Raw genomic sequence first — 26,659 nt, forward strand, 5'->3', positions numbered from 1 at the left:
TCATCATTTATCCAACCACAATTTAGAAATACCCCTATAAATTTTGAAAATCAAGTCAAGAAATTCATATTAATGTAATATTTGTTATATCAGTACAAAAAAAACGATAACGTATTAATAATAAAGAAAAATTTTTATCCTACTGATAATACCAATTTTCTCCGAGCGCAAAAGTTTTACACTCGGAGAATGACAGAGGGTTATGATTGGGAAATTAATTGACTGGCAATAGCTTGCACCAACTGACTCCATCCTTTTGCCAATGTGCGGACTAAATCATCGTAACCATCTTCTTCCTGTTTTAGCTCTAGATTAAAGGGCTGTTTAACGACACTCCCTTGATGAGTTAATGTCCAGTAACCTTGCAAAATCACCTTACCATCATAACGACCATGAAAACTGGTGACTATCACGTCTAGAGTATCGGGCTTATTAACCAATGGTTGAGCAGAAACTAAACGCTGAGGCAATGCCATAGTCAACTCAGCTACCAGCACTTGCTGTAACTGTTGTTCAAGTGGACTTGCCCACAAGTGATTCGCCGCACTGACATAACTAACATCACTACTTTGATACACCACACCGGAGGAGGACAGATAATCGGACAACATAACCCGTTGTACCCATAATTGGCGATCATGCTGCACAATAGCACTCTTTTGTGATGCTATTGTCACTACCGGCAATTGATAGTAAGTTTTTTCTGGCTGACGGCTACAAGCAGAAATAAAAATCACTAAAATTAATGCCAATCTTCTCATCATTTTTTAGCCTTTTTCGGTTCTGGATCTTCAATTGGCTTAGACTCAAAAACTAACGCATTGCTCTTATTATTCAACGTCCTCAGAACAGGTCGCAGTTCACTCAATACTTGATCTAATCGCTGCATATTATCCAACATCTTGTTATAAGCCGGTGAGCCAGGCTGCAAACCTTGCATACTGCGGCTAAACTCCTGCAATGTTTTCTGTATATCTTTTGGCAGATCTTTGGTTTCAGGATTCGCCAGCACCTTATTCAATTCATCAAGGGTCTGTTGTGCTTTTCTGATCGCTTTCTGGCTCTCTTCCAAAGTGCGAATAGCCTGATTAAACATTGGCTCAACCGGCATATTATTAATTTTGTCTAACGCTGCAATAACCTTATGTTGAATTTGAGCAAGGCCACCACTGATTGTCGGTAATAGCGGATAACCTGCAATTTCATACGGACCGGCCCACCCTTTTTCATTTGGATAGAAATCCAAATCAATAAACAGTGCCCCTGTCAGCAAATTACCTGACTTGAGGGACGCCCGCAGACCGCGTTTAGTTATGCTATTCAGCTCTTTCTCAACATCAAACCCTTCTCCCAACTCCTTCTCAAAGCGCTCCGGTTCAATCGAGATAAGTACTGGAATACGAAAATCGTTATCTAACCGCTGTCTCATTCCCTCTGAATAGAATGGTACTTTTGCCACAGTCCCCATACGGATACCACGGAACTCTACTGGCGCACCCGGCTGTAGCCCTCGAACGGAATCAGAGAAAAGCAACAGATAATCTTTATGTTCGGTATATAAAGAATCCTGAATGCTTCTTTGGTTGTCAAAAAGTTTATAAATAGCTTTTTCTTTAATTGGCTCTCCCAATTCCCAACCCTTAGGCACATCAAAACTGACACCACCACCAAACAGCGTTGATAACGAAGCCATTTCAACACGTACCCCCTGAGAAGACATATCAAAGGTAATACCACTCTCTTTCCAAAAGCGGACATTGCTTGTCAACAAACCATCATAAGGTGCATTAATAAATAGCTGATATCTCATCAGATGAGATTTCGGTTCAAACTCGCTGGTTTCAACAGAACCAACCCGATAACCACGAAACAACACCGGATCACCCGGATTGAGCTGGCCCGCTTTATCACTGATTAGGATGACGCGGATACCTTTTGCATCAGGTGAAGCCAATGGCGGTGAGTCCAACAAATTAAATTTATCTTCTTCATCACCATTTGTTCCCGGTTGAAGCTCAATAAAAGCCCCAGACAGAAGGGTACCAAGACCAGATACTCCATCACGGCCAATCTGCGGTTTCACTACCCAGAAAGCGCTGTCACTACGCAATAGGTTTTCCATGCCATCATTCAGCCGAGCTTTAATAATAACTTGACTAAGATTATCACTCAGCATGACCCTCTCAACTACGCCGACATCCACACTACGGCTTTTAATTTTAGTTTTTCCAGCTTCAATACCCTCCGCGTTGGAGGTAATCAACATCACTTCCGGCCCTTGGTGGTTGAAATGGTAAAACAATATCCAAGCACCAATAAGCACTGTCACAATTGGTACAATCCAAACTGGCGACCAACTTTTAATTTTATCGATTTTAGCCTGACTCTGGTCTTCAACTTTATCCGTCACCTTGACACCCCTTCATTGCCTTATAACGAATGTTTAACGTTGGCTCTATCCCAAATTAAACGCGGATCAAATGTCATTGCCGCAAACATAGTCAGGATCACAACTAAAGCAAAAATAACTGCCCCCATAGCAGGGTAGACACTCATCAATTTCCCCATACGTACCAGTGATGACAATATTGCGATAACAAATACATCAATCATTGACCAACGGCCAACAAATTCGACAACTTCATAAATAAAATGCATGCGGGAAGAATCCCGTTTACCGTGACCTTTGGCATCCCAACACAACCAGCCAATTGCCAGCATTTTCAGGGATGGCACCATAATACTAGCGATAAAAATGACTAAAGCGACCGGGTATGAACCGACACTCCACAGTAATATCACTCCAGCCATAATAGTGGAATCACTCTGGTTACCTAACGATTCTGTCACCATCATTGGCATGATATTAGCAGGAATATAAAGCATTAAAGCTGTCACTATCAGTGCCATTGTCCATTGCAGACTGTTGCGACGACGGGCATGCCCACGCGTATAACAACGTGAACATACCAATTGGTCTGCCGGTAAAATAGCCGTACAACACTGGCATAATCGAACACCCTGCACTAACCCCGATCTTCCTGCCTGTAACGGTATATTCACCTTAGGTGCGAGTGTTATCTGATTCCATAACCAGTGGCGATCCAAACATTGAAATGCTCTCACCTGAAGAAGGCAGAACAGACAATATGGCAAAAAACTTAAACCTAACCCAATATCACCATAAGCCATTAACTTAACAAAGCTGACTAACACCCCTGCCAGAAAGATTTCAACCATACACCAGCTTTTCATCTGAAATAACATTCTGGCCAACCAGACTTTTATCTTCTGAGAAATAACAACACCCTGGCACAAGAGAATAATCGCTACCATACAAAACGCAGGCACCAGTTGAACACAGAGCAAAAAGAATGTTCCCACACTGACGTAATTTTCATTAAACATCACCTGAGGGATTTGAGATAAGGTAATTTCACTGCTAATTCCCGCCACACTCATGCTGATAAACGGAAACAGGCAAGCCATTAACAGCATAAATAATGCACTGACTGCATAACCTGTTGGCTGATGTTTTGGTTCTTTCCACCATGTGACTAATGTCGTCTTACAACGAGGACAAATTGCCTTCGTTCCCTGAACCCATTCTGGCAATGTCACCAGCAAATCACATTGAGGGCACAATACCATTTCATGATGATGGTTAGCGGAACACAAGATCTTTCTCCTGTTAAGGAAATCGGGAATATCCACAGAATCATACTCAGAAGAATTTCGCAGTATGATTCTGCTAATTATGTTAACTATTAACTGTTTTTCAATGTTTCCAATTCCTGCCAGCGATCAAAAGCCGCTTCTAATACTTGCTCTTTTTGAGACAGTTCAGTCAATATTTTTTGGGTTATTACATGAGGCTGATTAAAAAATTCAGGAGCACTCACTTGAGATTGTAACTGATCAAGCTCTTCTTCCAGTTTCTCCAGCAATGATGGTAATTGCTCTAACTCTCGTAATAAATGGTAACTCATTTTGTTACGAGAGTTTTTTGGCGGTTCCTGAATCTTTTCTACTTTAACTTCCGTTTGAAGTTTTTTCGCATTTTTCTGGCGCAACGATACAACCTGTTCGCGCTGTTGCTGAGCATCGTAATAACCACCAACATAATTATTGATCGCACCATTACCTTCAAAAATCCAACATTCTGTCACGGAGTTATCAACAAATTGACGATCATGACTCACCAGCAATACAGTACCTGTATAATTCTCTACCAGCTCCTCCAGCAACTCTAATGTTTCCACATCCAGATCGTTGGTTGGCTCATCAAGTACCAACAGATTACTGGGTTTCAGGAACAGACGCGCCAGCAACAACCGGTTCCTTTCACCACCAGAAAGCGCTTTAACCGGTGTCATTGCCCGCTTTGGATGAAACAGAAAATCCTGCAAATAACCCAGAACATGACGAGGACGACCATTCACCATCACTTCCTGTTTACCTTCAGCCAAGTTATCCACTACGGTTCTTTCTGGATCAAGTGCTATCCGATGCTGATCAAAATAAGCAATTTCTAGTTTAGTACCACAATGAACACGGCCACTATCAGATTGCAGCTCACCTAACATCAGTTTCAGTAAAGTGGTTTTGCCACAACCATTTGGCCCTACCAGTGCAATCTTATCCCCACGCTGAATTTGCGCACTGAAATTATTGACCAGTTTCCTTTCACCAATTTGATAGTTAACATTTTCCAACTCAAAGACAATTTTTCCGGAACGACTCGCTTCTCCCATCTGCATTTTAGCGGTTCCCATTACTTCACGGCGTTGTGAACGCTCAATACGTAATGCCTTCAATGCCCTAACACGCCCTTCATTACGAGTACGACGCGCTTTAATCCCCTGACGGATCCACACTTCTTCCTGAGCCAACTTACGATCAAATTCAGCATTTTGCATCTCTTCCACACGCAACGCGTCTTCTTTGCTTTCAAGAAACTTATCGTAATTACCCGGCCACGATACTAACTTACCACGATCCAAATCGACAATACGGGTTGCCATATTGTGAATAAATGAACGGTCATGAGAAATGAAAACAAGGCTACCCTGAAAATCTTTCAGGAAATTCTCCAGCCATTCAATCGTATCAATATCCAAGTGGTTAGTTGGTTCATCAAGAAGCAAGATTTTTGGCGAACTCACCAGCGCCCTTCCCAAGGCTGCTTTACGCAACCAACCACCTGAAAGAGAAGAGAGCTTCGCTTCCGCAGGTAAAGAGAGCTGTTTCAATACGTCATTAATGCGGCTATCCAGTGACCATAATCCACGGATATCCAGTACCTCCTGCAATTCTGCCAGGCGGTTAAGGTTTTTCTCATTTGGCTCCTGCTCCACCAAGCGGGAGACCAGATGAAAAGATTTAATATATTCGGCCTGCTCCTGAACACCTTCGGCAACAAAATCAAAAACCGTCCCTTCTACATTACGCGGAGGATCCTGTTGTAAGCGAGCGACAACCAGATCCTGTTGGTAAATAACCTGACCATCATCCAACGGCTGCTCTTTTGCTAATACCCGTAACAAAGTAGATTTTCCAGCACCGTTACGGCCAACCAGACAAACCCTTTCATTTTCTTCTATATGCAATTCTGCATTATCAAGTAATGGTGCATCACTGAACGACAACCACGCACCAGATAAATTGATCAATGACATAGTAATTATTTTTCCTCACCAGCATGACGTAATAGCCAGCAGTTGTGAATCTGACGATTGCGGGCAAAATCCTGCGACTGGGTTTTACTGGTGATTTCCTCTGCCACCAAGCCAACTTTTTCCAGCTCAGCAAAATCCATTTTAAAACCACGTTTGTTATTAGAGAACATCAGCGTTCCGCCACGACGCAACAAGCGCTTAAGCTGTCTCATCAACATGATATGGTCGCGTTGTACATCAAATGTATCTTCCATTCGTTTAGAATTGGAAAAAGTCGGCGGATCAATAAAAATCAAATCAAACTGTTCATTGGCCCGTGCCAACCAAGCGAGACAATCTGCCTGAATCAGCCGATGCTGACGCCCAGTTAATTCATTAGCCTGTAAGTTCCGTTCAGCCCATTCAAGATAAGTGCGAGACATATCAACCGTCGTTGTTGAACGCGCACCGCCTAATCCAGCATGTACCGTTGCTGCTCCGGTATAGGCAAACAGATTCAGAAAATCTTTCCCTTCACTCATTTCACCTAGCATTTTTCGGGCAATACGGTGATCAAGGAACAAGCCAGTGTCCAAATAGTCAGTTAAATTGACCCAGAATTTTGCGTCATACTCATTTACCAGAAAGAATTCCTGTTTTTCTGCCATTCTTTCATACTGGCTTTTGCCTTTCTGACGCTGACGAGTTTTAAGTACTAATTGATTTGATGAGAGTCCAAGAACTTGCATCGTTGCACTGATAACATCGAATAAACGCTGACGCGCTTTATTAGCATCAACACTTTTCGGCGGAGCATATTCCTGAATCACTACTTTATCCGCATAGCGGTCAACAGCCACATTGTATTCTGGCAAATCAGCATCATACAGACGATAACAATCAATCCCTTGCTGTTTTGCCCAGTGAGTTAATTTCTTTTCATTTTTGCGCAGACGGTTGGCATAATCTTCCGCCACATTCACCTCTGATGAATGCGGTTTATCCGACAACAGATAATTTTTCTGTACGCAATCCAGTGGACCATTTTTAGCTTTAAACTCACGTTCAGCCCGTAATTGCAGACAACTCAGCAATTCAGGTGACGCACTGAATAGCGACAGACGCCAGCTAGGGAAACGGCTTTTCATTATCCGCCCAAACAAACTGTGCAGTGCAATCAATGCCGGCTCACTTTCCAAACGCTCACCATAAGGTGGATTACTTAATACTGTCCCAGCAGGGCCTTCTGGTAATGGATTTTCCAGACGACTGGCATCACCTTGCTGAAAAGTGATCAACTGCGCAACCCCAGCTCGACGAGCATTTGACCGAGCCATATCCAGCACTCTGCGATCAATATCAGAACCAACAAAACGGCAAGTTGTCTCCTGAAGACCTTTACGAAAGCGGATCTGCGCTTCTGTGATTACCTCACGCCAAATTGCTTCATCATGTTTTAACCAAGCAGTAAAGCCCCAATGATCACGATGTAAACCCGGAGCACGATCAGCCGCCATCATTGCAGCTTCAATTAACAATGTGCCGGAACCACACATGGGATCAACCATTGGAGTCCCTATCTGCCAACCTGAACGTTGGACAATCGCCGCAGCCAGATTTTCTTTCAGCGGAGCCTGACCAGCAAGATCGCGATAACCTCGGATATGCAAACCATCACCACTCAAATCCAATGCAACACTGGCTTTCTCTTTATTTAGGAAAACATTAATACGAACATCCGGCTGCTGCTTTGCCACATTCGGGCGTTGATCCAACTTACGAGTAAAACTATCGACAATGGCGTCTTTAACTTTTAGCGCCCCATATTGCGTGTTACGTATCTCTTCATTTGTACCACTGAAATGCACAGAGAAAGTGCTATGTACAGAAAAAACCTGGCTCCAATCAATAGACTGAACCCCAAGATAGAGATCTAAATCGCTATAAACATTAAATTCATTTAGCGGTAGCAAAATACGTGATGCCAGCCTACTCCACATCAGACTTTTATACATCACTCTGCCATCACCTTGAAAATGAACTCCACCTTGCACAATCTTGCATGATTGCGCACCCAGCATTTCCAGTTCGTTCTTCAACAATTCTTCTAATCCACGCGCCGTGCTGGCAAACAGAGAGTTCATATGACATATCACCAAAAAGAAAATTGTTACGCATTATAGCCAATCCGGATGACATGTCATAAAGTTGCGCATGTCAGAAAAATGTTTTGTGGAGATTAATGGATGATCACGCTGTCTCGCCTGTATACCCACCCAGTAAAATCTATGCGTGGTTTGCAACTTTCCCATGCATTAGTCAGTGAAAGTGGCCTCATATTTGATCGCAATTTTATGGTCACAACGACAGATGGAACTTTTATTACTGCCCGTAAATACCCTCAGATGCTGTTATTTACTCCGGCTATGTTAAATAATGGTATTTATCTGCGTGCGCCCAACGGAGAAAACGCCACGGTACTTTATCGTGATTTCCTGCCTGAACAGCAACCAACGGAAGTATGGGGCAACCATTTTACGGCTCTCATTGCACCAGAAACTGTTAACCAATGGCTAAGTAGTTTCTTTGACATTCCGGTGCAATTACGCTGGTTAAGCCATGAATTAACCCGCAGAGTAAAAAAACACCCCGAAATGCCATTATCATTTGCGGATGGTTATCCATTTCTGCTTATTAATGAAGTCTCATTTCATTTATTACAACAACGTTGCCCAGCCAGTATTAAATTAGAACAATTTCGCCCAAATATTGTCATTACCGGCGCAGAAGCATTTGCGGAAGATAGCTGGCAATCAATTCAGATTGGGGATGTTATTTTTGACTTACCCAAACCATGCAGCCGCTGTATTCTGACCACGGTCAGCATTGATAAAGGCATTAAAAATCCAAACGGAGAACCATTAACAACATTGCAATCATTCCGGACAGCAGAGAATGGTGATATCGATTTTGGTCAGAATTTAATTGCTCGCTCCAGTGGTATTATTCGAATCGGAGATAATGTCACCGTATTAGCTAAAAAAGACCCACGTCAATATGGCAGCAATGAAAAAGCTGAGAATATTGATGTACCAAAAACAAATGAGCAATCTGTCATTATCGAATATAACAGGCAAACTTTTACAGGTAACAATCAACAAACTATTTTAGAGCAACTGGAACAACAAGGAATAAGAGTCCCTTATTCATGTCGGGCAGGCATATGTGGATGTTGTAAAATTGCTTTAATTAAAGGAGATGTTTTTCCTTTAAAAGCCACAGCAATTAAAGAAAATGGCCACATTCTGGCCTGCTGTTGTATTCCAAAGAATAACCTTATTCTTAATAATATGACGCGTTAGCAGAAATATCTAACCATGTAGAACAATTAATTTTTCAACAAAGAGGCGTTATCTAAATCCTGATTCCGTTATCATCCTCCCCATGTTGGCACTAACATGGCCTAAGGGGAGGAAATTAATGGACCCTTTTCATAACTTCACCAAAAAATCAATCATATTGATTATTGCAATAATGAATTAACTATTACGATAATGAATTTATGTCTACTGTCATAAAATGATTACACTCTAATTAGGAGCTAAAGCAACTCAACCAAAACACAGAAAGGAATAAGTCATGGCACGTATCATCATTGCAGCGCTCGCAACCCCTGGACATGTCTATCCAATGTTAAAGATCGCTCAATCACTGATAGCACAAGGACATCAGGTAACCGTATTCACCGGTGCATTATTTCGCCAACAGGTAGAAGCTTTAAGTGCACAATTTGTCCCTTTTGATGAACAGGTAGATTTTGACTACCGCCATTTAGAACAGCATTTTCCCGACCGTGCTCAACTTCCTCCGGGAAATGTACAAATGGCACTCGCATTCAAGAATTTCTTCTCCACCCCAATCCCATTTCTCGACCATCAACTGCGACAAATTATTCGTGAACAACAAGCGGAATTACTGATAGCCGAAAATTGCTTTTATGGCATATTACCTCTGTTGCAAGAAGAAAAAACCCATCGTCTTCCAGTCATAGTCATTGGCATAACACCTCTGGCTTACTCTTCGAAAGATTCCATTTTCTGGGGACCACGTATCCCACCTGCGGTATTACCACCTGAATTAACACATGAACAGCTCGTCGATAAAGCCGACCAACAACTCATAGCCGAAGTGCAGGATAGCTTCAATAATTCATTAGTCCAGTCAGGAGGCTCCGCATTAACCAGACTTTTCAACGATGAAGTCATCTTTGGTGCTGATCGCTTTTTGCAACTCTCAACTCTGGCATTTGAATATCCACGAGAAGGATTGCCTGATACAGTCCATTTTATTGGACCACTTCCCAACCCTGTACCGACAACAACATCACCTCAATTATGGGAAGAAGATGATCCACGTCCATTGGTTATAGTTACTCAGGGTACTATTTCCAATGCCGATTTAAATCAGTTGATTTTCCCCACATTGCGTGCACTGGCTGCATTACCGGTACGTATATTGGCAACCACCGGTGGCAGATCAGTAGAAACACTGAGTAAAGATCTACCTGAAAACGCGCGTGTCGAAGAATTTATTTCATTTGAGCACTGGCTGCCGAAAGCTTCATTGCTGATATCCAACGGGGGCTACGGAACCATCAATTACGCTCTCAGCCACGGAACACCATTACTTATTGCCGATGCAGGAGAAGGCAAGCAGGAAGCAGCGTTTCGTGTTGTATGGGCTGGATGCGGTACTAATCTGGATACAGCACATCCCACTGAATCTCAACTTAAGCAAACAGTGGAAAATATGCTGAGTACAGACTTGTTTAAACAACGTGCGCAAATTGTCCAAAAAGATTACGCAAGACATGATGCATTAGCAGCAATATCCCGTCACGTAGAACAATTAATTCTTGCACAAAGCCACATTCACTAAACCCTAGATACCTTCTTCTTTCCTCTCCGTTTTGGTGCTAACACAGACCGACAGGGAGAGGAAACCAGCATATTTCATCACATTATGAAAAAATAAATCAAAGTTATTATTGTCATAATTAATTATTATTTTTGTAATGAATTTATAACCGTAGTCATAAAATAATCACACTCTGAGTCAGGAGCTAACTAGCGTAATTAAATCAAAACAGTACAAAGGAGCAAATTATGGCACGAATTGTCATTGCAGCGGTTGCAACACCCGGGCATGTCTATCCGATGTTAAAGGTAACTCAATCACTGATAACACAAGGACATCAGGTAACTGTCTTCACTGGCGCATTATTTCGCCAACAAGTAGAAGCTTTAAACGCACAATTTATCCCTTTTGATGAGCAGATAGACTTTGATTACCGCCATTTAAAACAACGTTTTCCCGACCGAGCGCATCTGCCGCCAGGAAATCTGCAAATGGCACTCGCGTTTAAAGATTTTTTCTGTAGCCCAATCCCATTCCTCGACCGCCAACTACAACAAATCATCCATGAACAACAAGCAGAATTACTGATAGCCGAGAATTGCTTTTATGGCATATTGCCACTGCTGCAAAAAGAAAAAGCTCATCGCCTTCCTGTGATCATCATTGGCATAACACCTCTGGCTTACTCTTCGAAAGATTCCATTTTCTGGGGGCCACGTATCCCACCCGCACTATTACCATCAGAATTGACACATGAACAACTCGTAGACGAGGAAACCCGACAACTCATAACCGAAGTACAGGATAGCTTCAATGACGCATTAGCTCAGTCAGGGTGCACTACGTTAACCAGATTTTTCAACGATGAAGTTATTTTGGGTTCTGATCGTTTTTTGCAACTTTCAACCCTGGCATTTGAATACCCACGAGAGGAATTGCCTGATACTGTCCATTTTATTGGCCCTCTCCCTAACCCTGCTCCGATAACAGAATCACCTCAATTATGGGAAGAAGATGATCCACGCCCATTGGTTATAGTCACTCAGGGCACCATGTCTAATACTGATCTAAACCAGTTAATTTTCCCCACATTACGTGCATTGGCTAAATTACCTGTGCGTGTATTAGCAACCACCGGTGGTAGTTCAATAGAAATACAGCCAGAGAACATACCTGACAACGCACGTATCGAAGAATTTATCTCATTTGAGCACTGGCTACCAAAAGCTTCATTGCTAATATCCAACGGGGGTTACGGAACCATTAATTATGCCCTTAACCACGGTACACCGGTGCTCATTGCCGATACAGGAGAAGGCAAACAGGAAACAGCGTTTCGCGTCGTATGGGCTGGATGCGGTATTAATCTGGATACAGCACAACCGACGGAATCTCAGCTTAAGCAAACAGTGGAAAATATGCTACGTACAAACTTATTTAAACAACGCGCACAAATCGTTCAAGACGATTACTCCAGTCATGACGCATTAGCAGCAATATCCCATCACGCAGAACAATTAATCTTCGAAAATCGTGCTAATTAACTTCAATATCCCCCCTCCCCATCTCGGAGCTAATGTTATCCAAAGGGGAGGAAATTATTAAAATATTTCTTATCTATTTTTCACACCAACTCCAAATGAACAAGCTATAGCTATCACATATAATAGGCAAGTCTCTGTGATAATAGCCAACAGGAAACAGGAAACAGGAAACAGGAAACAGGAAACAGGAAACAGGAAACAGGAAACAGGAAACAGGAAAAGAGTGACTTACTCATAATCAGATGGGAAGATGTAAATGCGATAAAATTTCCTCAAATGATAAAGAACAATTTTCTTAATTAAAAACGGTGATTATCTTCTGACTTGTCGCTCTATTTTCAAAAAGTCTCTTTACTCTTGAAATCACAGAACAATGGGATCTTAAACCCAAATCAAATCGCAGTGCCATAAATTGGCATATAAATAGATTCCACAAATGGCATCAATCGATCATTCATAATCTTAATGGGATCACAAAAGTTCATTACCCGATCGGATAATGTTAATTGTGGTTGAGCTAGCAGACAAAGGCTCGCACTATCCCCGGCCTCTACGACCAAGAATATAGCATCTGTCCCGCAATCCTGGAGCCGTACCTGAATCAGTTCTCCTTGTACCGGCTTCTCTATCATGGCAAAACGAGAAAAATACCAGCTTCTTGGCATCTGTGGCTTAATAAAGCGGAAAGCCACTAACGCATTAAGAACTAATTCAGCTCTGGATTCATCTGAAATATTAATTCGGCGTGTCTGTTCTTCAAAACAATAATAAAGCGTCGCATCTTCTACAGAAAATGAAGTTTCTCCCATTGCATAGGGTATCAACATCTTAGCAGGAAAACAGGAACGAAAAACCATACCATTAGACAGATCGAGCATTACACGGTCATGGTTAACATCAAAATACCAGCGCCATTGGTCATCGGGTTTAATATTCATGAATTATCCTTTTATACCCGTTATCTTTCAAGTTGCCTCTTTGTTGGCTGCACTCACTCACCCCGGTCACATAGTTACCTATGCTCCTGGGGATTCGCTCCCTTGCCGTCGCGATGCACCTTGAAATCCATAGGGTATATACCCGTTATCTTTCAAGTTGTCTCTTTGTTGGCTGCACTCTCTCACTCCGGTCACATAGTTATCTATACTCCCGGGGATTCGCTCCCTTGCCGTCGCGATGCACCTTGAAATCCATAGGGTATATGCCAGGAAAGTTTACATCGCCAAACAGATTGTAAATAACTTGCCAGCTATTCAGTGAAATAAGCCCTGCCATAATTAAAAGATATGCGAAGATACAGATAAAAATTAGGTGATCAGAGTGAATATAGACGAGTTGGGGGCAAAAATAAACCCCCAATGATAAATTAACAGCAAGATTTAGATATGATTGACGATATCTTTGATTAATTTTGGACCATGATAGATAAATCCAGAGAAAATCTGTATTAAAGAAGCCCCCGCTGCTATTTTTTCTCTGGCTGCGGTGAGTGAATCTATTCCACCAACACCGATAATAGGAATTTTATCTCTTAATTCTTGGGAGAGCTGACGAATAACTTCTGTACTACGTAACTGAACCGGTCGGCCACTTAACCCACCAGCTTGTTGGCAATAGTTAAGCCCTTCAACTAAGCGCTTATCTAACGTTGTATTAGTGGCAATAGCACCATCGATATTATGACGAATTAAACTATCTGCAATTTGAATCAACTCTTCTTCAGAAAGATCCGGGGCGATTTTTACCGCAACAGGGACATATTTTTGGTATTTTTGCTGAAGTTCACCCTGTTTATTTTTAATCGCCGATAATAGATCATCCAACGCTTCGCCGTATTGCAATGTTCTTAAGCCCGGCGTGTTGGGCGAAGAAATATTAATCGTGATATAACCAGCGTGAGGATAAATTTTATCCATGCAGATTAAATAATCATCTTTTCCATGCTCTACTGGGGTATCTTTATTTTTGCCAATATTGATCCCAATCACTCCACCATATTTTGCCTTTTTGACATTCTCTACCAGGTTATCAACACCAAGATTATTGAAGCCCATACGGTTAATTAACCCTTCTGCTTCGACGATACGGAATAATCTTGGTTTATCATTTCCTGCCTGAGCACGTGGGGTTACGGTGCCAATTTCAATAAAACCAAACCCCATTGCACCAAATGCATCAATACAATCGCCATCTTTATCAAGGCCGGCAGCCAGACCAAGGGGATTTTTAAATGACAGGCCCATACAAGTCACAGGCTTTGTCGCAATTGACTGGCGGATAAAAAACTCGAAAGGAGTACCGGTAATACGTTTGAGCTGGCGGAAGGTTAATTCGTGGGCGTGTTCTGGATCAAGCTGGAACAACGCTTTCCTGGCTAGTGGGTAGCACATAATTCTAAACCCATTAATTAATTTATAAACATTAAATTACAAAGATAAAGCTACACATGACACATTCAGATACCATTTGGAAGTTTCTGAGCTAAAGAACGCCCATTTTCAACCCCCAATATTTCGGCAGATAGGGTAACCGAATAACATGGGCTGAATCTACAGAAATATACTCACCAGAAGCAAATTTTTTCCAAATGTTGCGCGTGAAACAAGAATACACTGGTGACTACAATCGTTGACATTTTTGCCCAAGATACTTAGCTTCTCTCGAACAACTACAAAGGGGAGCAAACCAATGGATGCTCTTTAATATCTTGAGCAATTTTCATACTACAAGCATCAACCAATAAAAATGTATTTCAATGCCGCAATAACAACAGCAATACCAACTGCTAATGTCAGTTTCTTAATCCAATCTAAATCTGTTTTTATAGTACCAATATCCGTTTTAATGCTCTCAGTAGCAACTGTTAGATCTGCTTTGGTGACAACACTTATATCCGTCATCTTTCAAGTTGCCTCTTTGTTGGCTGCACTCGCTCACCCCGGTCACATAGTTTGCTATGCTCCCGGGGATTCACTCCCTTGCCGCCGCGATTCATCTTGAAATCCATAGGGCATAAATTGGAAAAAATATCGGGCTAAATCACCATTAGCCCGATAACCTGATAAAAAATAGCTATCAGCTTTCTAATGCCTTGGTAATTTTTTCAAATAGATCACCAGACAGATTTTCCAATGCTTTCAACTGTTCCAACGCACTACGCATCATGTTTTGACGTTTTTCATCATAACGTTTCAGGCGAATCAACGGTTCAATCAAACGAGAAGCAACCTGTGGATTACGGCTGTTAAGATCAGTCAAAATCTCCACCAAGAATTGATAACCACTGCCATCTTCAACATGGAATGCAACCGGATTGTTAACAAATGCCCCAATCAGAGCACGCACCCGGTTTGGGTTGCTCATACTAAATGAACGATGATTCAGAAGATGGCGTACATTAGCCAAAACATCTACCGCCGGGCTACTTGCCTGCAAGCTAAACCATTTATCCATCACCAGGCCATCCTGATGCCATCTACCATCAAATTCCGCCATGAGTTGATCACAGCAAGGTAACTCTGCCAGCACCGCGCCAGATAATGCCGCCAACGCATCAGTCAGATTGTCAGATTGATGATATTGATTTGATACCACTTTATCAGCCTGCTCTTGATGACCAAAGGCCAGATAATATAGACAGATATTACGCAGAGAGCGCTGAGCAATATCCTGATGAGCGACGCGATATGCACCGATATTGATAGCGTTATAAACCACCGCGAATTCATTAGCCATTTCCTGAGCCAAAGTACGGGTGATTGTATCCAAAACTTCATGAATCGCTTTAGGATCAATAATCGTAAACAGTTCTGCTATCTCACTCTCTGATGGTAAAGCCAGAATATGAGCAGCCAGAGCTGGATCAATCTCTTTATCCAATAACACCGCGCGGAAAGCATCCACCACATGCATTGGCAGTTCGATCGGCTGCTTCTGCTGGTAACGGATAATATTCAGTTTGATATAGTTTGCCATCAATGACTGAGCCGCATCCCAACGTGAAAACGCATTGCGGGCATGTTTCATCAAGAATGCCAATTGCTGATCACTGAATGTGTAATCCAGTTTCACTGGTGCTGAGAATTCCCGTAATAAAGAGGGAACCGGCAGTGATGGCACATCATCAAATACAAACGTCTGTTCTGCATTAGTCACATTCAATACATTGTGAACCGGTTGACCATCATAACGTAACGGAACCACATGACCTTTGCTGTCATAAAGCTCAATATCCAGGGGAATATGCAGAGGCTGCTTCTCTTTTTGATCGGCGGTAGATGGTGTCATCTGACTGACATGCAACTTATATTGCTGCTTTTCTGCATCATATTCATCGCGGACTGTTAATACTGGTGTACCAGACTGGCTATACCAACGACGGAAAAGTGACAAATCCACATTTGATGCATCTTCCATTGCCTGAACAAAATCATCACATGTTGCGGCACTACCATCATGACGATGGATATAAAGCTGCATCCCTGCCTGGAATTGCTCTTCACCTAGCAGGGTATGAATCATACGGATAACTTCCGCGCCCTTCTCATACACAGTCAGGGTATAGAAGTTATTCATCTCAATCACTTTATCCGGACGAATTGGATGGGCCATTGGGCTGGCATCTTCCGCAAACTGTGCCGAACGCATAACACGCACATTATTAATACGATTAACAGAACGAAAGCCAAGATCAGAGCTAAATTCTTGATCACGGAATACCGTCAATCCCTCTTTTAAACTCAGTTGGAACCAATCGCGACAAGTAATGCGATTCCCGGTCCAGTTATGGAAATATTCGTGGCCGATCACAGCTTCTATATTAAGGTAATCTTTATCAGTCGCAGTTTCAGATTTTGCCAGCACATATTTGGAGTTAAAGACATTCAGCCCTTTATTCTCCATAGCGCCCATATTAAAAAAATCCACCGCAACAATCATATAAATATCAAGGTCATACTCAAGACCAAAACGGCTTTCATCCCACTTCATAGCATTTTTCAGGGAGGTCATTGCCCAATCAGCCCGATCGAGATTGCCACGATCAACAAACAGCTCCAATGCAACTTCACGGCCACTACGCGTCGTAAAAGTATCGCGCAACACATCAAAATCACCCGCGACCAGAGCAAACAAATAACATGGTTTTGGGAATGGATCTTGCCATTTCACCCAATGACGTCCATCATCGGCTTCTCCCTGTTCAACCCGGTTACCGTTTGAAAGCAGATACGGATACTTGGCTCTATCGGCTGTGATACGCGTGGTAAAACGAGCCAATACATCAGGCCGATCGAGATAGTAAGTAATGTGGCGAAACCCTTCTGCTTCACACTGGGTACAAAGCGCATCACCAGAAACATACAAGCCTTCCAGCGCCGTATTTTTCGATGGATGGATCTCATTGACAATTTTCAAAGTGAACTGAGCCGGCAACTGCTCAATGATCAGCGCCCCCTCCTGTTCATAGTAATGCACCCACGGTTGACCATTCACATGAAGACTTTTCAGTGTCAAATCTTCACCATCCAACACTAATGGCGTTATTTCGTGACTCAGACGTTTTATCTGGCTGATTGCGGTGATTTCCGTGTTATCGGCATCAAGATTAACATCGAGTTCAATATCAGAAATCGTATAGTCGGGAGCGCGATAATCCCGGCGGTACTTAGCTTGTCGCTGTTGTGTCATAAGAAACCTTTTGTTTCATGCCTGATGGAATTAATTCAATACTAGACCTTACGCTGCCATAGAAAGAGGTTGAATTTCAAGAGTGAATAACGCACCTTCTGGCGTTTAACATTCATTAAGAACGAGTATGATGTTATGTAAGAAATTTGTTTACTCTTTGGTGCTGGTTATCACTTAATGATCAAATAACATGATAACATTTAACCAAAGGCCCTGTTTAGCTTCGATATTTTGGTGAACTATATGACATTATGTGACTTCAATAACAAAATAATCCCGGTATACTCTTCCAACTTTATCGATTTAGCTAATACGAATACGCTCCGTGAGGATGCATAACGCGCTATGACACTAGACGCTACCCCAATTATTAAATCACTGCTTGATACTGACGCTTATAAACTTCATATGCAACAAGCAGTGTACCACCGCTACAGACACATGCCTGTTGTTGCAGAGTTTCGCTGCCGCGGCGACGAACTGCTAGGTGAATATGCCACAGAATTACGTCATCAAGTTAATATGATGGCTGATCTGGCATTAACCGATGCTGAATTTAATTACCTTTCCAGCCTGCCTTTTTTCAAGGCTGATTATCTGGACTGGTTAAAAACCTTTCGTTTTAACCCACAGCAAGTCAATATTTCTGTTACAAATGGCGGCCAATTAGCTATCCATATTTCAGGATTATGGTATGAAGTGATTATGTGGGAAGTCCCATTACTGGCGTTAATCAGTGAATTAATTCATCGTCATCACTCACCAGATAATACGGTGGAAAATGCCGTCAACCAGCTACGCAAGTTGATCAAACTGTTCTATCAACATGCTGAAAATGAAGGAATCGATCTCTCCAGTTTTAAACTGATGGATTTCGGTACACGCCGTCGTTTCTCACACCGTGTTCAACACGCTGTCGTCAGTGAGCTGCAACAGCATTTCCCTTATCTGATTGGCACTAGTAATTACCAACTTGCACAACAGCTTGGGCTCCCTCCTGTTGGAACACAAGCGCATGAGTGGTTTCAAGCTCATCAGCAAATCAGCCCGGATCTGGCTAGCAGTCAACGAGAAGCATTACAGAGTTGGCTGAAAGAATATCCTAACCAATTAGGTATTGCCTTGACTGACTGCATTACAATGGACGCGTTTCTGCGGGACTTTGATGCCCAGTTTGCCAAAAATTATCAAGGCTTACGCCATGATTCGGGTGATCCCGTTCAATGGGGTGAAAAAGCGATCGCCCACTATCAAAAATTGGGTATCGACCCAATGACAAAGACCTTAGTGTTCTCTGACAGCTTGGACTTTCAAAAAGCACTAGCGCTCTATCGTCATTTCCACAACAGAATAAACCTGATTTTCGGTATCGGTACACAGCTCACCTGCAATATCCCAGGGGTTAAGCCACTGAACATCGTCATCAAACTTGTCGAGTGTAATGGCAAACCGGTCGCAAAGCTTTCAGACAGCCCTGGCAAAACCATTTGTGAAGATAACGAGTTTGTTAACAGGCTACGCGCCGCTTTTGATATACCCCAGGTTAAACAAGCTTGTTAACTCAAGTTTCATTAAAAAATACCACTGTGCTGCTGGCAGATAAAGCAGCAGCACATCTGAAAAGTGCGCTTTCCCCTCTATTTCACCGTTTAAATTGATGATTTCCCCTTGTTTCCTGAAACAGGGCAAGTAACATAGAATAAGTTGCCCCTTGTGGGGATATTCATTTTCATAAACTTGAACTGATAAAGAAGAGAGAAATCTATGAGCGTAGCGCCTGTAGTCGACGTACTGCAAGGCCGGGTTGCGGTTGATAGTGAAGTCACCGTTCGCGGCTGGATACGTACAAGGAGAGATTCTAAAGCTGGCATCTCTTTCCTCGCCGTCTATGACGGTTCCTGCTTTAATCCATTACAGGCCGTCGTTAATAATAATTTGCCCAATTATCAGGATGAAGTTCTGCATTTAACTACCGGTTGTTCTGTCGAAGTGACAGGGACAGTCGTTGCTTCCCTTGGTCAAGGGCAGAACTTTGAACTGCAAGCGACGAAAATCGTCGTGATCGGTCTGGTTGAAGATCCTGACACCTATCCCATGGCCGCTAAACGCCACAGCATTGAATACCTGCGCGAAGTTGCTCACCTGCGTCCACGTACCAACCTGATTGGTGCCGTTGCTCGTATGCGCCATACCCTTGCTCAAGCACTACACCGTTTCTTCCATGAAAATGGTTACTTCTGGGTTTCCACCCCGTTGATCACGGCGGCTGATACAGAAGGTGCTGGCGAAATGTTCCGCGTCTCTACGCTGGATCTACAAAATCTGCCTTTAACTGACAAAGGTGAAGTGGATTTCAACCAAGATTTTTTCGGCCGCGAAGCTTTCCTGACTGTATCTGGACAATTGAACGGTGAAGCATACGCTTGTGCATTAAGCAAAGTTTACACATTCGGCCCGACTTTTCGTGCTGAAAACTCTAATACCAGCCGCCATCTGGCAGAATTCTGGATGCTTGAACCAGAAATCGCCTTCGCTAACCTCAATGATGCCGCCACATTAGCTGAAAATATGTTGAAATATGTTTTCAAAGCCGCATTGGCAGAACGTGCTGATGATCTGCAATTCTTCGCTGAACGCGTGGATAAAGATGTTATCACCCGCCTGGAAAAATTTATTAATTCTGACTTTGCTCAGATTGATTACACCAGTGCCATTGAAATTCTGCAAAACTGCGGCCAGAAATTTGAAAATCCAGTCTTCTGGGGAGTTGACCTTTCTTCGGAACATGAACGTTATCTGGCAGAGAAACATTTCCAAGCTCCGGTTGTCGTGAAAAACTATCCAAAAGATATTAAAGCCTTCTATATGCGAATGAACGACGACGGTAAAACTGTCGCGGCACTGGATGTACTTGCACCAGGCATTGGCGAAATTATCGGCGGCTCACAGCGTGAAGAGCGTCTGGATATGCTGGATAAGCGTCTGGAAGAGATGGGGCTTAATAAAGAAGATTACTGGTGGTACCGTGATCTGCGTCGTTATGGCACCGTTCCTCACTCTGGGTTCGGACTGGGCTTTGAACGTCTGGTTGCTTACGTGACTGGCGTGCCAAATGTACGTGATGTCATCCCCTTCCCGCGCACACCAAGAAGCGCAAACTTCTAATGATTGCGTAAAACAAACATTAAAAAATCATTATGTATAAAGCCAGCAAAAGCTGGCTTTTTTTATTCTTCCAATTCAAGACACGATCAAAAATCCTATTTCATTTACATTTTGCAATATATTATTTTCACTTTATTACAAAAATCGTCACTTTGTATCAATTAAATGATAGATAAAATCCACGGCTAATGAAAAACTGTGCCCCGACTCGGACAACACGATATTTTCATAAATAATTTCAACGAGTTTCTTAAAGGAATTATTTATGTCAGTAACAGTATCCGAATAACACCAATGATGGTCATTAACGATAGTAATTAAATGAAGGTAACAATAATGAAGGGTAGTATCTTTTCCGCGGTCATCCCAGTGCTGTTGACTGCTGGTGTAGCAAATGCCGCTGAAATTTATAACAAAAACGGTAATAAACTGGATTTTTATGGCAAAGTTGATGTACGGCATCAATTCGCTAAAATTACCCAAAAATCAGATATATACCCTATCTATAGTGAAGATGGTGATGCAAGCTACGTCCGTCTGGGTTTCAGAGGTGAAACCCAAATCAATAACCAACTGACCGGTTATGGTCGTTGGGAATACAATATTCAGGCCAACCAAGTTGAGGCAAATGATTCCGAAGGTAATCAAACCCGTCTAGGTTTCGCGGGTCTAAAATTGGCTAAATATGGTTCTCTAGACTACGGTCGTAATTACGGTGTTCTCTATGACGTCAATGCCTGGACTGATGTACTGCCAGTATTCGGCGCTGATTCCATGTCGCAAGCTGACACCTACATGACTAATCGTGCTACCGGTGTCTTGACTTATCGTAATACGGATTTCTTTGGTCTGGTTGATGGTCTGAACTTCGCCCTGCAATACCAAGGTAAGAACGACGAAGACAGCAAAAACAGCCGCAATTCACACAGTAAATACGGTAGTCGTAGTAAGCCCAATGGTGGTAGTAATGGTGACGGCTTCGGCCTCTCTGTTACCTACGATATAGGCAATGGTATCAGCGTAGGAGGAGCCTACTCCAATGCTGACCGCCCTATTACACATGAAAGGCTCGTTACCTCTGTCGCTCGTGGTGAAAGGGCTGAGGCATGGAACGTTGGTGCCAAATATGATGCAAACAACCTATATCTGGCTGCCATGTATGGCGAAACTCACAATATGACCTCTTTCGGCTACCAAGATACTGTCTCTGCAAAAACGCGTAATATCGAATTAACGGCCCAATATCAGTTGGATTCTGGTCTGCGCCCATCTCTGGCATATATTCAATCCAAGGGAACAACTTTTTTCACTCATCAAGACTGGGTAAAATATATCTCTATTGGTTCTTATTATAACTTTAACAAAAATTTGTCTGCCTATGTTGATTACAAAATCAACTTAGTACATGACACCCCCTTCACCAAATATCTCGATGTCAACACGAATAACGCTGTGGGTATAGGTTTGGTATATCAATTCTAACAGTCTGAAATAAATTAGGCGGATTAATAAAAAACCCAATTAACATGTTATGGTGCTCACTAAAAGTGAGCACCACTTCTTTCAAGAATAATCATTATCAGGTATCTGTTAAAAAATGATATACAACACATCAATAAGCATATCAGCAAGTTACATATAAGAAATATGATTGATGAAATAAACACCACATTTTACTCTTTTTATTAAGATCAACAGGTAATTTTTCTCCGCCACTGACTGCGAGTCATTTTTCACTTTTTTGATCAACTGGACCAACCAGAGATTAAAAAATAATCTCTCATTTACATTTTGAAACACTTTATTTCACATTTTTACTAAATTTTCTTTTTTATAGCATTTTGTGAGTGGATAAAAATAACAACCAATGAAACACTTGACAGCGAAACAGACGACACTAAACTCTCACAAATAGTTCCGTAAATTTTTAAAGAATTATTTTTGGCAGTGGCAGGTGTCCGAATAACACCAATGAGGGTAATAATAATGATGAAACGCAATGTTCTTGCAGTAGTAATCCCAGCTCTGTTAGCTGCTGGCGCAGCAAATGCAGCTGAAATTTATAACAAAGACGGCAACAAACTGGATCTATACGGTAAAGTTGAAGTTCAGCACAAATTCGCTAACAACAAAAGCGGCGAAGATGGCGATAACTCCTTTGCTCGTCTGGGTTTCAAAGGCGAAACTCAAGTTAATGACCAACTGACCGGTTTTGGCCGTTGGGAATACAATATCAAAGGTAACCGTGCAGAAGGTACTGACGAAGAAACTAAAACTCGTCTGGCTTTTGCTGGTTTGAAACTGTCCGACTACGGTTCAATGAACTATGGCCGTAACTACGGTGTGGTTTATGAAGTCAACGCTTGGACCGACGTGTTGCCAGTATTCGGTGGCGACTCAATGGCGCAGACTGATAACTTCATGACTGGCCGTTCTACTGGTCTGTTGACTTACCGTAATACCGATTTCTTTGGTCTGGTTGATGGTCTGAATTTTGCTCTGCAATATCAGGGTGAGAACAGTGACAACACCAGCAATGGCCGTGCCGACCGTAAAGACAATGGTGATGGTTACGGTTTCTCCGCGACTTATGATGCAGGTTACGGCATCATCTTCGGTGGTTCATACTCTAATTCTGCCCGTACTTCTGCGCAAAAAACTGCTTTTAACATTGTTGAGGAAAAAGGGAAAAAAGACAAACCTACTGGCTCTACCGCCTTGGGTGATCGCGCTGAAGCATGGAATATTGGTGCCAAATACGATGCCAACAACATCTACCTGGCGGCCATGTACGGTGAAACCCGTAACATGACTCGTTTCGGTGGAAATGTTGACGGTGTAAACTGGGAAAGTATTGCTAACAAAACCCAGAACATCGAATTGACTGCTCAATATCAGTTCGACTTCGGTTTACGTCCATCTCTGGCATACGTTCAGTCCAAAGGTAAAAATCTGCTTGGTGACCTCGATCATGACGGGAAAGAATCCAGCAGCCGCGATCTCGTTAAATATATCTCGGTCGGTACTTTCTACTACTTCAACAAAAACTTGACTACCTATGTTGATTACAAAATCAACCTGCTGGATAGCAATGAATTCACCAGAGAATCGGGTATCAACACTAATAACGTTGTTGGCGTAGGTATGATTTACCAATTCTAATTACCGTTGGTAAATAGATTTAGCTGAACAAGTTAAACATCATTAAGGGAAAGCAGCGCTTATGTGCTGCTTTTTTAGTCTTATGTTTTCTTTCTTTTTCTCACTCCGCAAACTGCCTCACAAGATTATCTTCTTTTTACGACAAATAGTTGGCAAACTGTTTTAGCAGCGTTAACCTGACTGCCCTTTTGGGCTTAACTCTGAGCTTTGGAATTACAAACATGTTTGAGAAAATTACCGCAGCGCCTGCCGACCCTATTCTTGGCTTAGCCGATAGTTTCCGTTCTGATCCTCGTACAAATAAAATCAACCTTGGTATCGGTGTCTATAAAGACGAAACAGGAAAAACCCCGGTTCTGACCAGTGTTAAAAAAGCTGAACAATATTTACTGGAAAACGAAACAACAAAGAATTATCTGCCGATTAGCGGCTTAGCCGAATTTGGCCGCGTAACTCAAGAATTACTGTTTGGCAAAGATCACCCAGTTGTCACAGATAAACGCGCCCGCACAGCACAAAGCCCAGGCGGTACCGGTGCTTTACGTATTGCTGCGGATTTCATTGCCAAACAGACTAATGCTAAACGAGTTTGGATCAGCAACCCAACCTGGCCAAACCATAAAAACGTTTTTTCCGCTGCTGGCCTGGAAGTCTGTGAATATAAATACTATGACGCTGAAAAACACGCGCTGAATTTCGAAGACATGCTGGCAAGCCTGTCCGAAGCTCAGGCTGGTGATGTTGTTCTGTTCCACGGCTGCTGCCACAATCCGACAGGCATCGATCCAACCCCGGCACAATGGGCTAAACTGGCAGACATATCTGCGGAGAAAGGCTGGCTGCCTATTTTTGATTTCGCTTACCAAGGATTTGCCAAGGGCCTGAATGAAGATGCAGAGGGCCTACGTATTTTTGCGAAAAATCATAATGAACTGATTGTTGCCAGCTCTTACTCCAAAAACTTTGGCCTGTACAATGAACGTGTCGGTGCCTGTACTATTGTTGCTAGTGACAGTGATACAGCAGAAAAAGCGTTCAGCCAAGCTAAAGCGATTATCCGTGCTAACTATTCCAACCCACCCGCTCATGGTGCATCTATTGTCACTACCATTTTGTCAAATGAAGACCTGAAAGCAGCTTGGGAACAGGAACTGACCACCATGCGCGAACGTATTCAGCGTATGCGTCAACTGTTTGTCAATACCTTGCAGGAAAAAGGGGCAAAACAGGATTTCAGCTTTATTATTAGCCAAAATGGTATGTTCTCATTCAGTGGCCTGACAAAAGAACAAGTAGAACGTCTGCGTGATGAGTTTGGTATATACGCTGTCAGTTCCGGTCGTATTAACGTCGCTGGCTTGACGTTAGAAAACATGGCTCCACTATGTGAAGCCATTGTTGCAGTACTCTAAATTAACATTTACCTCACGATGAAAAGTCGCTGAAATTCAGCGGCTTGATCACCTCGTGTTGACAGTTAACAACCTTGAAACCAGCAGCTACTTTTATCAACGCGTTCTTGGCATGTCGATTTCTACATGAATATGGGCGGGAATTTGAACCTAAAAGTTCAAACGCCACTGCCCAATTCTGCTGATTTGTGTTTTATCAGCCTATCGTCTATTGGATGAGATTATTCAACATCTGCAACAACATAAAGTTGAAATCCTTGAAGGGCCGGTTAAACGCACCGGAGCAAGCGGAGCTATTATGTCCATTTATTTCCGTGATCCGGATCAAAACCTAATTGAAGTCTTCAATCAGTTATAGTTGCCATCAAACAACTATCAGCCAGCCCTCAGATTGACACTATTATTAAATATAAACGCTACACTACATCACCAACTTGGTACTTCATCCTGTAAAAATGGATTAGTCTGCCGCTCATGACCTAGCGTCGACATTGGTCCGTGCCCCGGAATAAATTCATAATCATCACCAAGTGGCAGAAGTTTATCTTTAATTGAGTTAATTAACTGCCGGTGATTACCGCGTGGAAAGTCACTACGCCCAACTCCTCCTTTAAATAGCACATCTCCCATGTAAATCAGCTTATCTACATGATTCACAAACACAACATGCCCTGGCGTATGTCCCGGACAGTGCAATACAGATAAGTCAACGCCCCCCACCCGCAGCTCATCACCTTCATTTAACCAGCGATCAGGTTCAAATGGTGGACATTCTTCAATGCCAAACATCCGACTTTGAGCTTGCAAGCCTTCGATCCAGAAAGCATCTTCCTGCTGTGGCCCGTAGACCGGCGCATTAAAATGTTTAGCGACCTCCGCTGTTGCACCAACATGGTCAAAATGACCATGAGTCAATAAAATCTGGGTCAATTTCAGACCACGACGTTCTATCTCGGCGATCAATTTTTCTGCTTCACCGCCCGGATCAACAATTGCCGCTTCCTTACTATCTTCATTCCAAATAAGGGTACAATTCTGCATAAAAGCAGTAACAGGAATAATTTGGTATTTCATTATTTCATTTACTCCATAGTCAAAACAAAATAGTTACTCA

Annotated in this window: 18 protein-coding genes and 1 pseudogene; 9 read left to right on the top strand and 10 right to left on the bottom strand. The window is 42.5% G+C overall.

Going from position 1 to position 26,659, the window contains the following annotated elements; translation table 11 throughout:
* Positions 1 to 200: 200 nt before the first annotated feature.
* From pqiC to rlmKL, 5 genes are all read right to left on the bottom strand, one after another.
* Positions 201 to 764, bottom strand: a complete 564-nt coding sequence (gene pqiC / locus AACQ38_RS07060) for a membrane integrity-associated transporter subunit PqiC (RefSeq protein WP_165577760.1) — start codon at positions 762 to 764, stop codon at positions 201 to 203.
* A complete protein-coding gene (gene pqiB / locus AACQ38_RS07065; RefSeq protein WP_113026723.1) occupies positions 761 to 2,410 on the bottom strand; it encodes an intermembrane transport protein PqiB in 1,650 nt (549 codons plus the stop codon). Before pqiB ends, pqiC begins: the two co-directional genes overlap by 4 nt.
* 20 nt (positions 2,411 to 2,430) lie before the next feature.
* The gene (gene pqiA / locus AACQ38_RS07070) at positions 2,431 to 3,678 is read right to left on the bottom strand and encodes a membrane integrity-associated transporter subunit PqiA (RefSeq protein WP_165577761.1); all 1,248 of its coding nucleotides are present in this window, start codon (positions 3,676 to 3,678) and stop codon (positions 2,431 to 2,433) included.
* Between the two features lie 89 nt (positions 3,679 to 3,767).
* Positions 3,768 to 5,678, bottom strand: a complete 1,911-nt coding sequence (locus tag AACQ38_RS07075) for an ABC transporter ATP-binding protein (protein ID WP_165577762.1) — start codon at positions 5,676 to 5,678, stop codon at positions 3,768 to 3,770.
* Positions 5,679 to 5,683: 5 nt separating this feature from the next.
* On the bottom strand, positions 5,684 to 7,801 hold the full coding sequence (rlmKL, locus tag AACQ38_RS07080; protein ID WP_165577763.1) for a bifunctional 23S rRNA (guanine(2069)-N(7))-methyltransferase RlmK/23S rRNA (guanine(2445)-N(2))-methyltransferase RlmL: 2,118 nt from the start codon (positions 7,799 to 7,801) through the stop codon (positions 5,684 to 5,686).
* A gap of 102 nt (positions 7,802 to 7,903) precedes the next feature.
* Here rlmKL and AACQ38_RS07085 point away from each other — a divergent pair, with 102 nt between their 5' ends.
* From AACQ38_RS07085 to AACQ38_RS07095, 3 genes are all read left to right on the top strand, one after another.
* Positions 7,904 to 9,019 carry a YcbX family protein gene (locus AACQ38_RS07085; RefSeq protein ID WP_165577764.1) on the top strand — a complete coding sequence of 372 codons (1,116 nt, stop codon included), beginning with the start codon at positions 7,904 to 7,906 and terminating at the stop codon, positions 9,017 to 9,019.
* Positions 9,020 to 9,296: 277 nt separating this feature from the next.
* Positions 9,297 to 10,595, top strand: a complete 1,299-nt coding sequence (locus AACQ38_RS07090; protein WP_165577765.1) for a glycosyltransferase — start codon at positions 9,297 to 9,299, stop codon at positions 10,593 to 10,595.
* Between the two features lie 227 nt (positions 10,596 to 10,822).
* Complete coding sequence (locus AACQ38_RS07095; protein ID WP_011146039.1) at positions 10,823 to 12,118, top strand: glycosyltransferase; 1,296 nt, start codon at positions 10,823 to 10,825, stop codon at positions 12,116 to 12,118.
* A gap of 392 nt (positions 12,119 to 12,510) precedes the next feature.
* Here the strand turns inward: AACQ38_RS07095 and AACQ38_RS07100 are convergent, their stop codons facing one another.
* The 4 genes from AACQ38_RS07100 to pepN all read right to left on the bottom strand — a co-directional run bounded on the left by AACQ38_RS07100 (position 12,511) and on the right by pepN (position 17,806).
* A complete protein-coding gene (locus tag AACQ38_RS07100) occupies positions 12,511 to 13,056 on the bottom strand; it encodes a cell division protein ZapC (RefSeq protein WP_011146038.1) in 546 nt (181 codons plus the stop codon).
* 441 nt (positions 13,057 to 13,497) lie between these two features.
* Positions 13,498 to 14,508, bottom strand: a complete 1,011-nt coding sequence (pyrD, locus tag AACQ38_RS07105; RefSeq protein WP_011146037.1) for a quinone-dependent dihydroorotate dehydrogenase — start codon at positions 14,506 to 14,508, stop codon at positions 13,498 to 13,500.
* Between the two features lie 342 nt (positions 14,509 to 14,850).
* On the bottom strand, positions 14,851 to 15,018 hold the full coding sequence (locus AACQ38_RS07110; RefSeq protein WP_011146035.1) for a hypothetical protein: 168 nt from the start codon (positions 15,016 to 15,018) through the stop codon (positions 14,851 to 14,853).
* Positions 15,019 to 15,193: 175 nt separating this feature from the next.
* Complete coding sequence (gene pepN / locus AACQ38_RS07115; protein ID WP_165577766.1) at positions 15,194 to 17,806, bottom strand: aminopeptidase N; 2,613 nt, start codon at positions 17,804 to 17,806, stop codon at positions 15,194 to 15,196.
* Between the two features lie 345 nt (positions 17,807 to 18,151).
* Between pepN and pncB the strand changes: the two genes are divergently transcribed.
* From pncB to AACQ38_RS07145, 6 genes and pseudogenes are all read left to right on the top strand, one after another.
* Positions 18,152 to 19,366 carry a nicotinate phosphoribosyltransferase gene (pncB, locus tag AACQ38_RS07120; protein WP_165577767.1) on the top strand — a complete coding sequence of 405 codons (1,215 nt, stop codon included), beginning with the start codon at positions 18,152 to 18,154 and terminating at the stop codon, positions 19,364 to 19,366.
* A gap of 204 nt (positions 19,367 to 19,570) precedes the next feature.
* Positions 19,571 to 20,971 (top strand): asparagine--tRNA ligase, encoded by a 1,401-nt coding sequence (asnS, locus tag AACQ38_RS07125; protein WP_011146032.1) that lies wholly within the window; start codon positions 19,571 to 19,573, stop codon positions 20,969 to 20,971.
* Between the two features lie 336 nt (positions 20,972 to 21,307).
* On the top strand, positions 21,308 to 22,453 hold the full coding sequence (locus AACQ38_RS07130; RefSeq protein WP_113049711.1) for a porin: 1,146 nt from the start codon (positions 21,308 to 21,310) through the stop codon (positions 22,451 to 22,453).
* Between the two features lie 504 nt (positions 22,454 to 22,957).
* Positions 22,958 to 24,133 (top strand): porin OmpC, encoded by a 1,176-nt coding sequence (ompC, locus tag AACQ38_RS07135; protein WP_278249229.1) that lies wholly within the window; start codon positions 22,958 to 22,960, stop codon positions 24,131 to 24,133.
* A 221-nt stretch (positions 24,134 to 24,354) separates the two neighbouring features.
* A complete protein-coding gene (locus AACQ38_RS07140) occupies positions 24,355 to 25,545 on the top strand; it encodes an amino acid aminotransferase (protein ID WP_165577768.1) in 1,191 nt (396 codons plus the stop codon).
* 34 nt (positions 25,546 to 25,579) lie between these two features.
* Positions 25,580 to 25,903, top strand: a pseudogene (locus AACQ38_RS07145) (VOC family protein).
* Between the two features lie 68 nt (positions 25,904 to 25,971).
* On the opposite strand, the gene AACQ38_RS07150 reads toward AACQ38_RS07145, so the two are convergent.
* On the bottom strand, positions 25,972 to 26,619 hold the full coding sequence (locus AACQ38_RS07150; protein ID WP_109791466.1) for an MBL fold metallo-hydrolase: 648 nt from the start codon (positions 26,617 to 26,619) through the stop codon (positions 25,972 to 25,974).
* Between the last annotated feature and the right edge of the window lie 40 nt (positions 26,620 to 26,659).

The sequence above is a fragment of the Photorhabdus sp. RW14-46 genome, from assembly GCF_963887965.1.
GTDB classification, from domain to species: Bacteria; Pseudomonadota; Gammaproteobacteria; order Enterobacterales; family Enterobacteriaceae; genus Photorhabdus; species Photorhabdus laumondii.

Excerpts from the sequence above, each read along its gene's own strand:
- asnS (WP_011146032.1), top strand. The coding sequence starts at position 19,571 with ATGAGCGTAGCGCCTGTAGTCGACGTACTGCAAGGCCGGGTTGCGGTT.
- pncB (WP_165577767.1), top strand. The coding sequence starts at position 18,152 with ATGACACTAGACGCTACCCCAATTATTAAATCACTGCTTGATACTGAC.
- AACQ38_RS07110 (WP_011146035.1), bottom strand. The coding sequence starts at position 15,018 with ATGACGGATATAAGTGTTGTCACCAAAGCAGATCTAACAGTTGCTACT.
- AACQ38_RS07150 (WP_109791466.1), bottom strand. The coding sequence starts at position 26,619 with ATGAAATACCAAATTATTCCTGTTACTGCTTTTATGCAGAATTGTACC.
- AACQ38_RS07095 (WP_011146039.1), top strand. The coding sequence starts at position 10,823 with ATGGCACGAATTGTCATTGCAGCGGTTGCAACACCCGGGCATGTCTAT.
- pqiC (WP_165577760.1), bottom strand. The coding sequence starts at position 764 with ATGATGAGAAGATTGGCATTAATTTTAGTGATTTTTATTTCTGCTTGT.
- pepN (WP_165577766.1), bottom strand. The coding sequence starts at position 17,806 with ATGACACAACAGCGACAAGCTAAGTACCGCCGGGATTATCGCGCTCCC.
- AACQ38_RS07130 (WP_113049711.1), top strand. The coding sequence starts at position 21,308 with ATGAAGGGTAGTATCTTTTCCGCGGTCATCCCAGTGCTGTTGACTGCT.
- rlmKL (WP_165577763.1), bottom strand. The coding sequence starts at position 7,801 with ATGAACTCTCTGTTTGCCAGCACGGCGCGTGGATTAGAAGAATTGTTG.
- AACQ38_RS07100 (WP_011146038.1), bottom strand. The coding sequence starts at position 13,056 with ATGAATATTAAACCCGATGACCAATGGCGCTGGTATTTTGATGTTAAC.
- pyrD (WP_011146037.1), bottom strand. The coding sequence starts at position 14,508 with ATGTGCTACCCACTAGCCAGGAAAGCGTTGTTCCAGCTTGATCCAGAA.
- AACQ38_RS07075 (WP_165577762.1), bottom strand. The coding sequence starts at position 5,678 with ATGTCATTGATCAATTTATCTGGTGCGTGGTTGTCGTTCAGTGATGCA.
- AACQ38_RS07090 (WP_165577765.1), top strand. The coding sequence starts at position 9,297 with ATGGCACGTATCATCATTGCAGCGCTCGCAACCCCTGGACATGTCTAT.
- ompC (WP_278249229.1), top strand. The coding sequence starts at position 22,958 with ATGATGAAACGCAATGTTCTTGCAGTAGTAATCCCAGCTCTGTTAGCT.
- AACQ38_RS07085 (WP_165577764.1), top strand. The coding sequence starts at position 7,904 with ATGATCACGCTGTCTCGCCTGTATACCCACCCAGTAAAATCTATGCGT.
- AACQ38_RS07140 (WP_165577768.1), top strand. The coding sequence starts at position 24,355 with ATGTTTGAGAAAATTACCGCAGCGCCTGCCGACCCTATTCTTGGCTTA.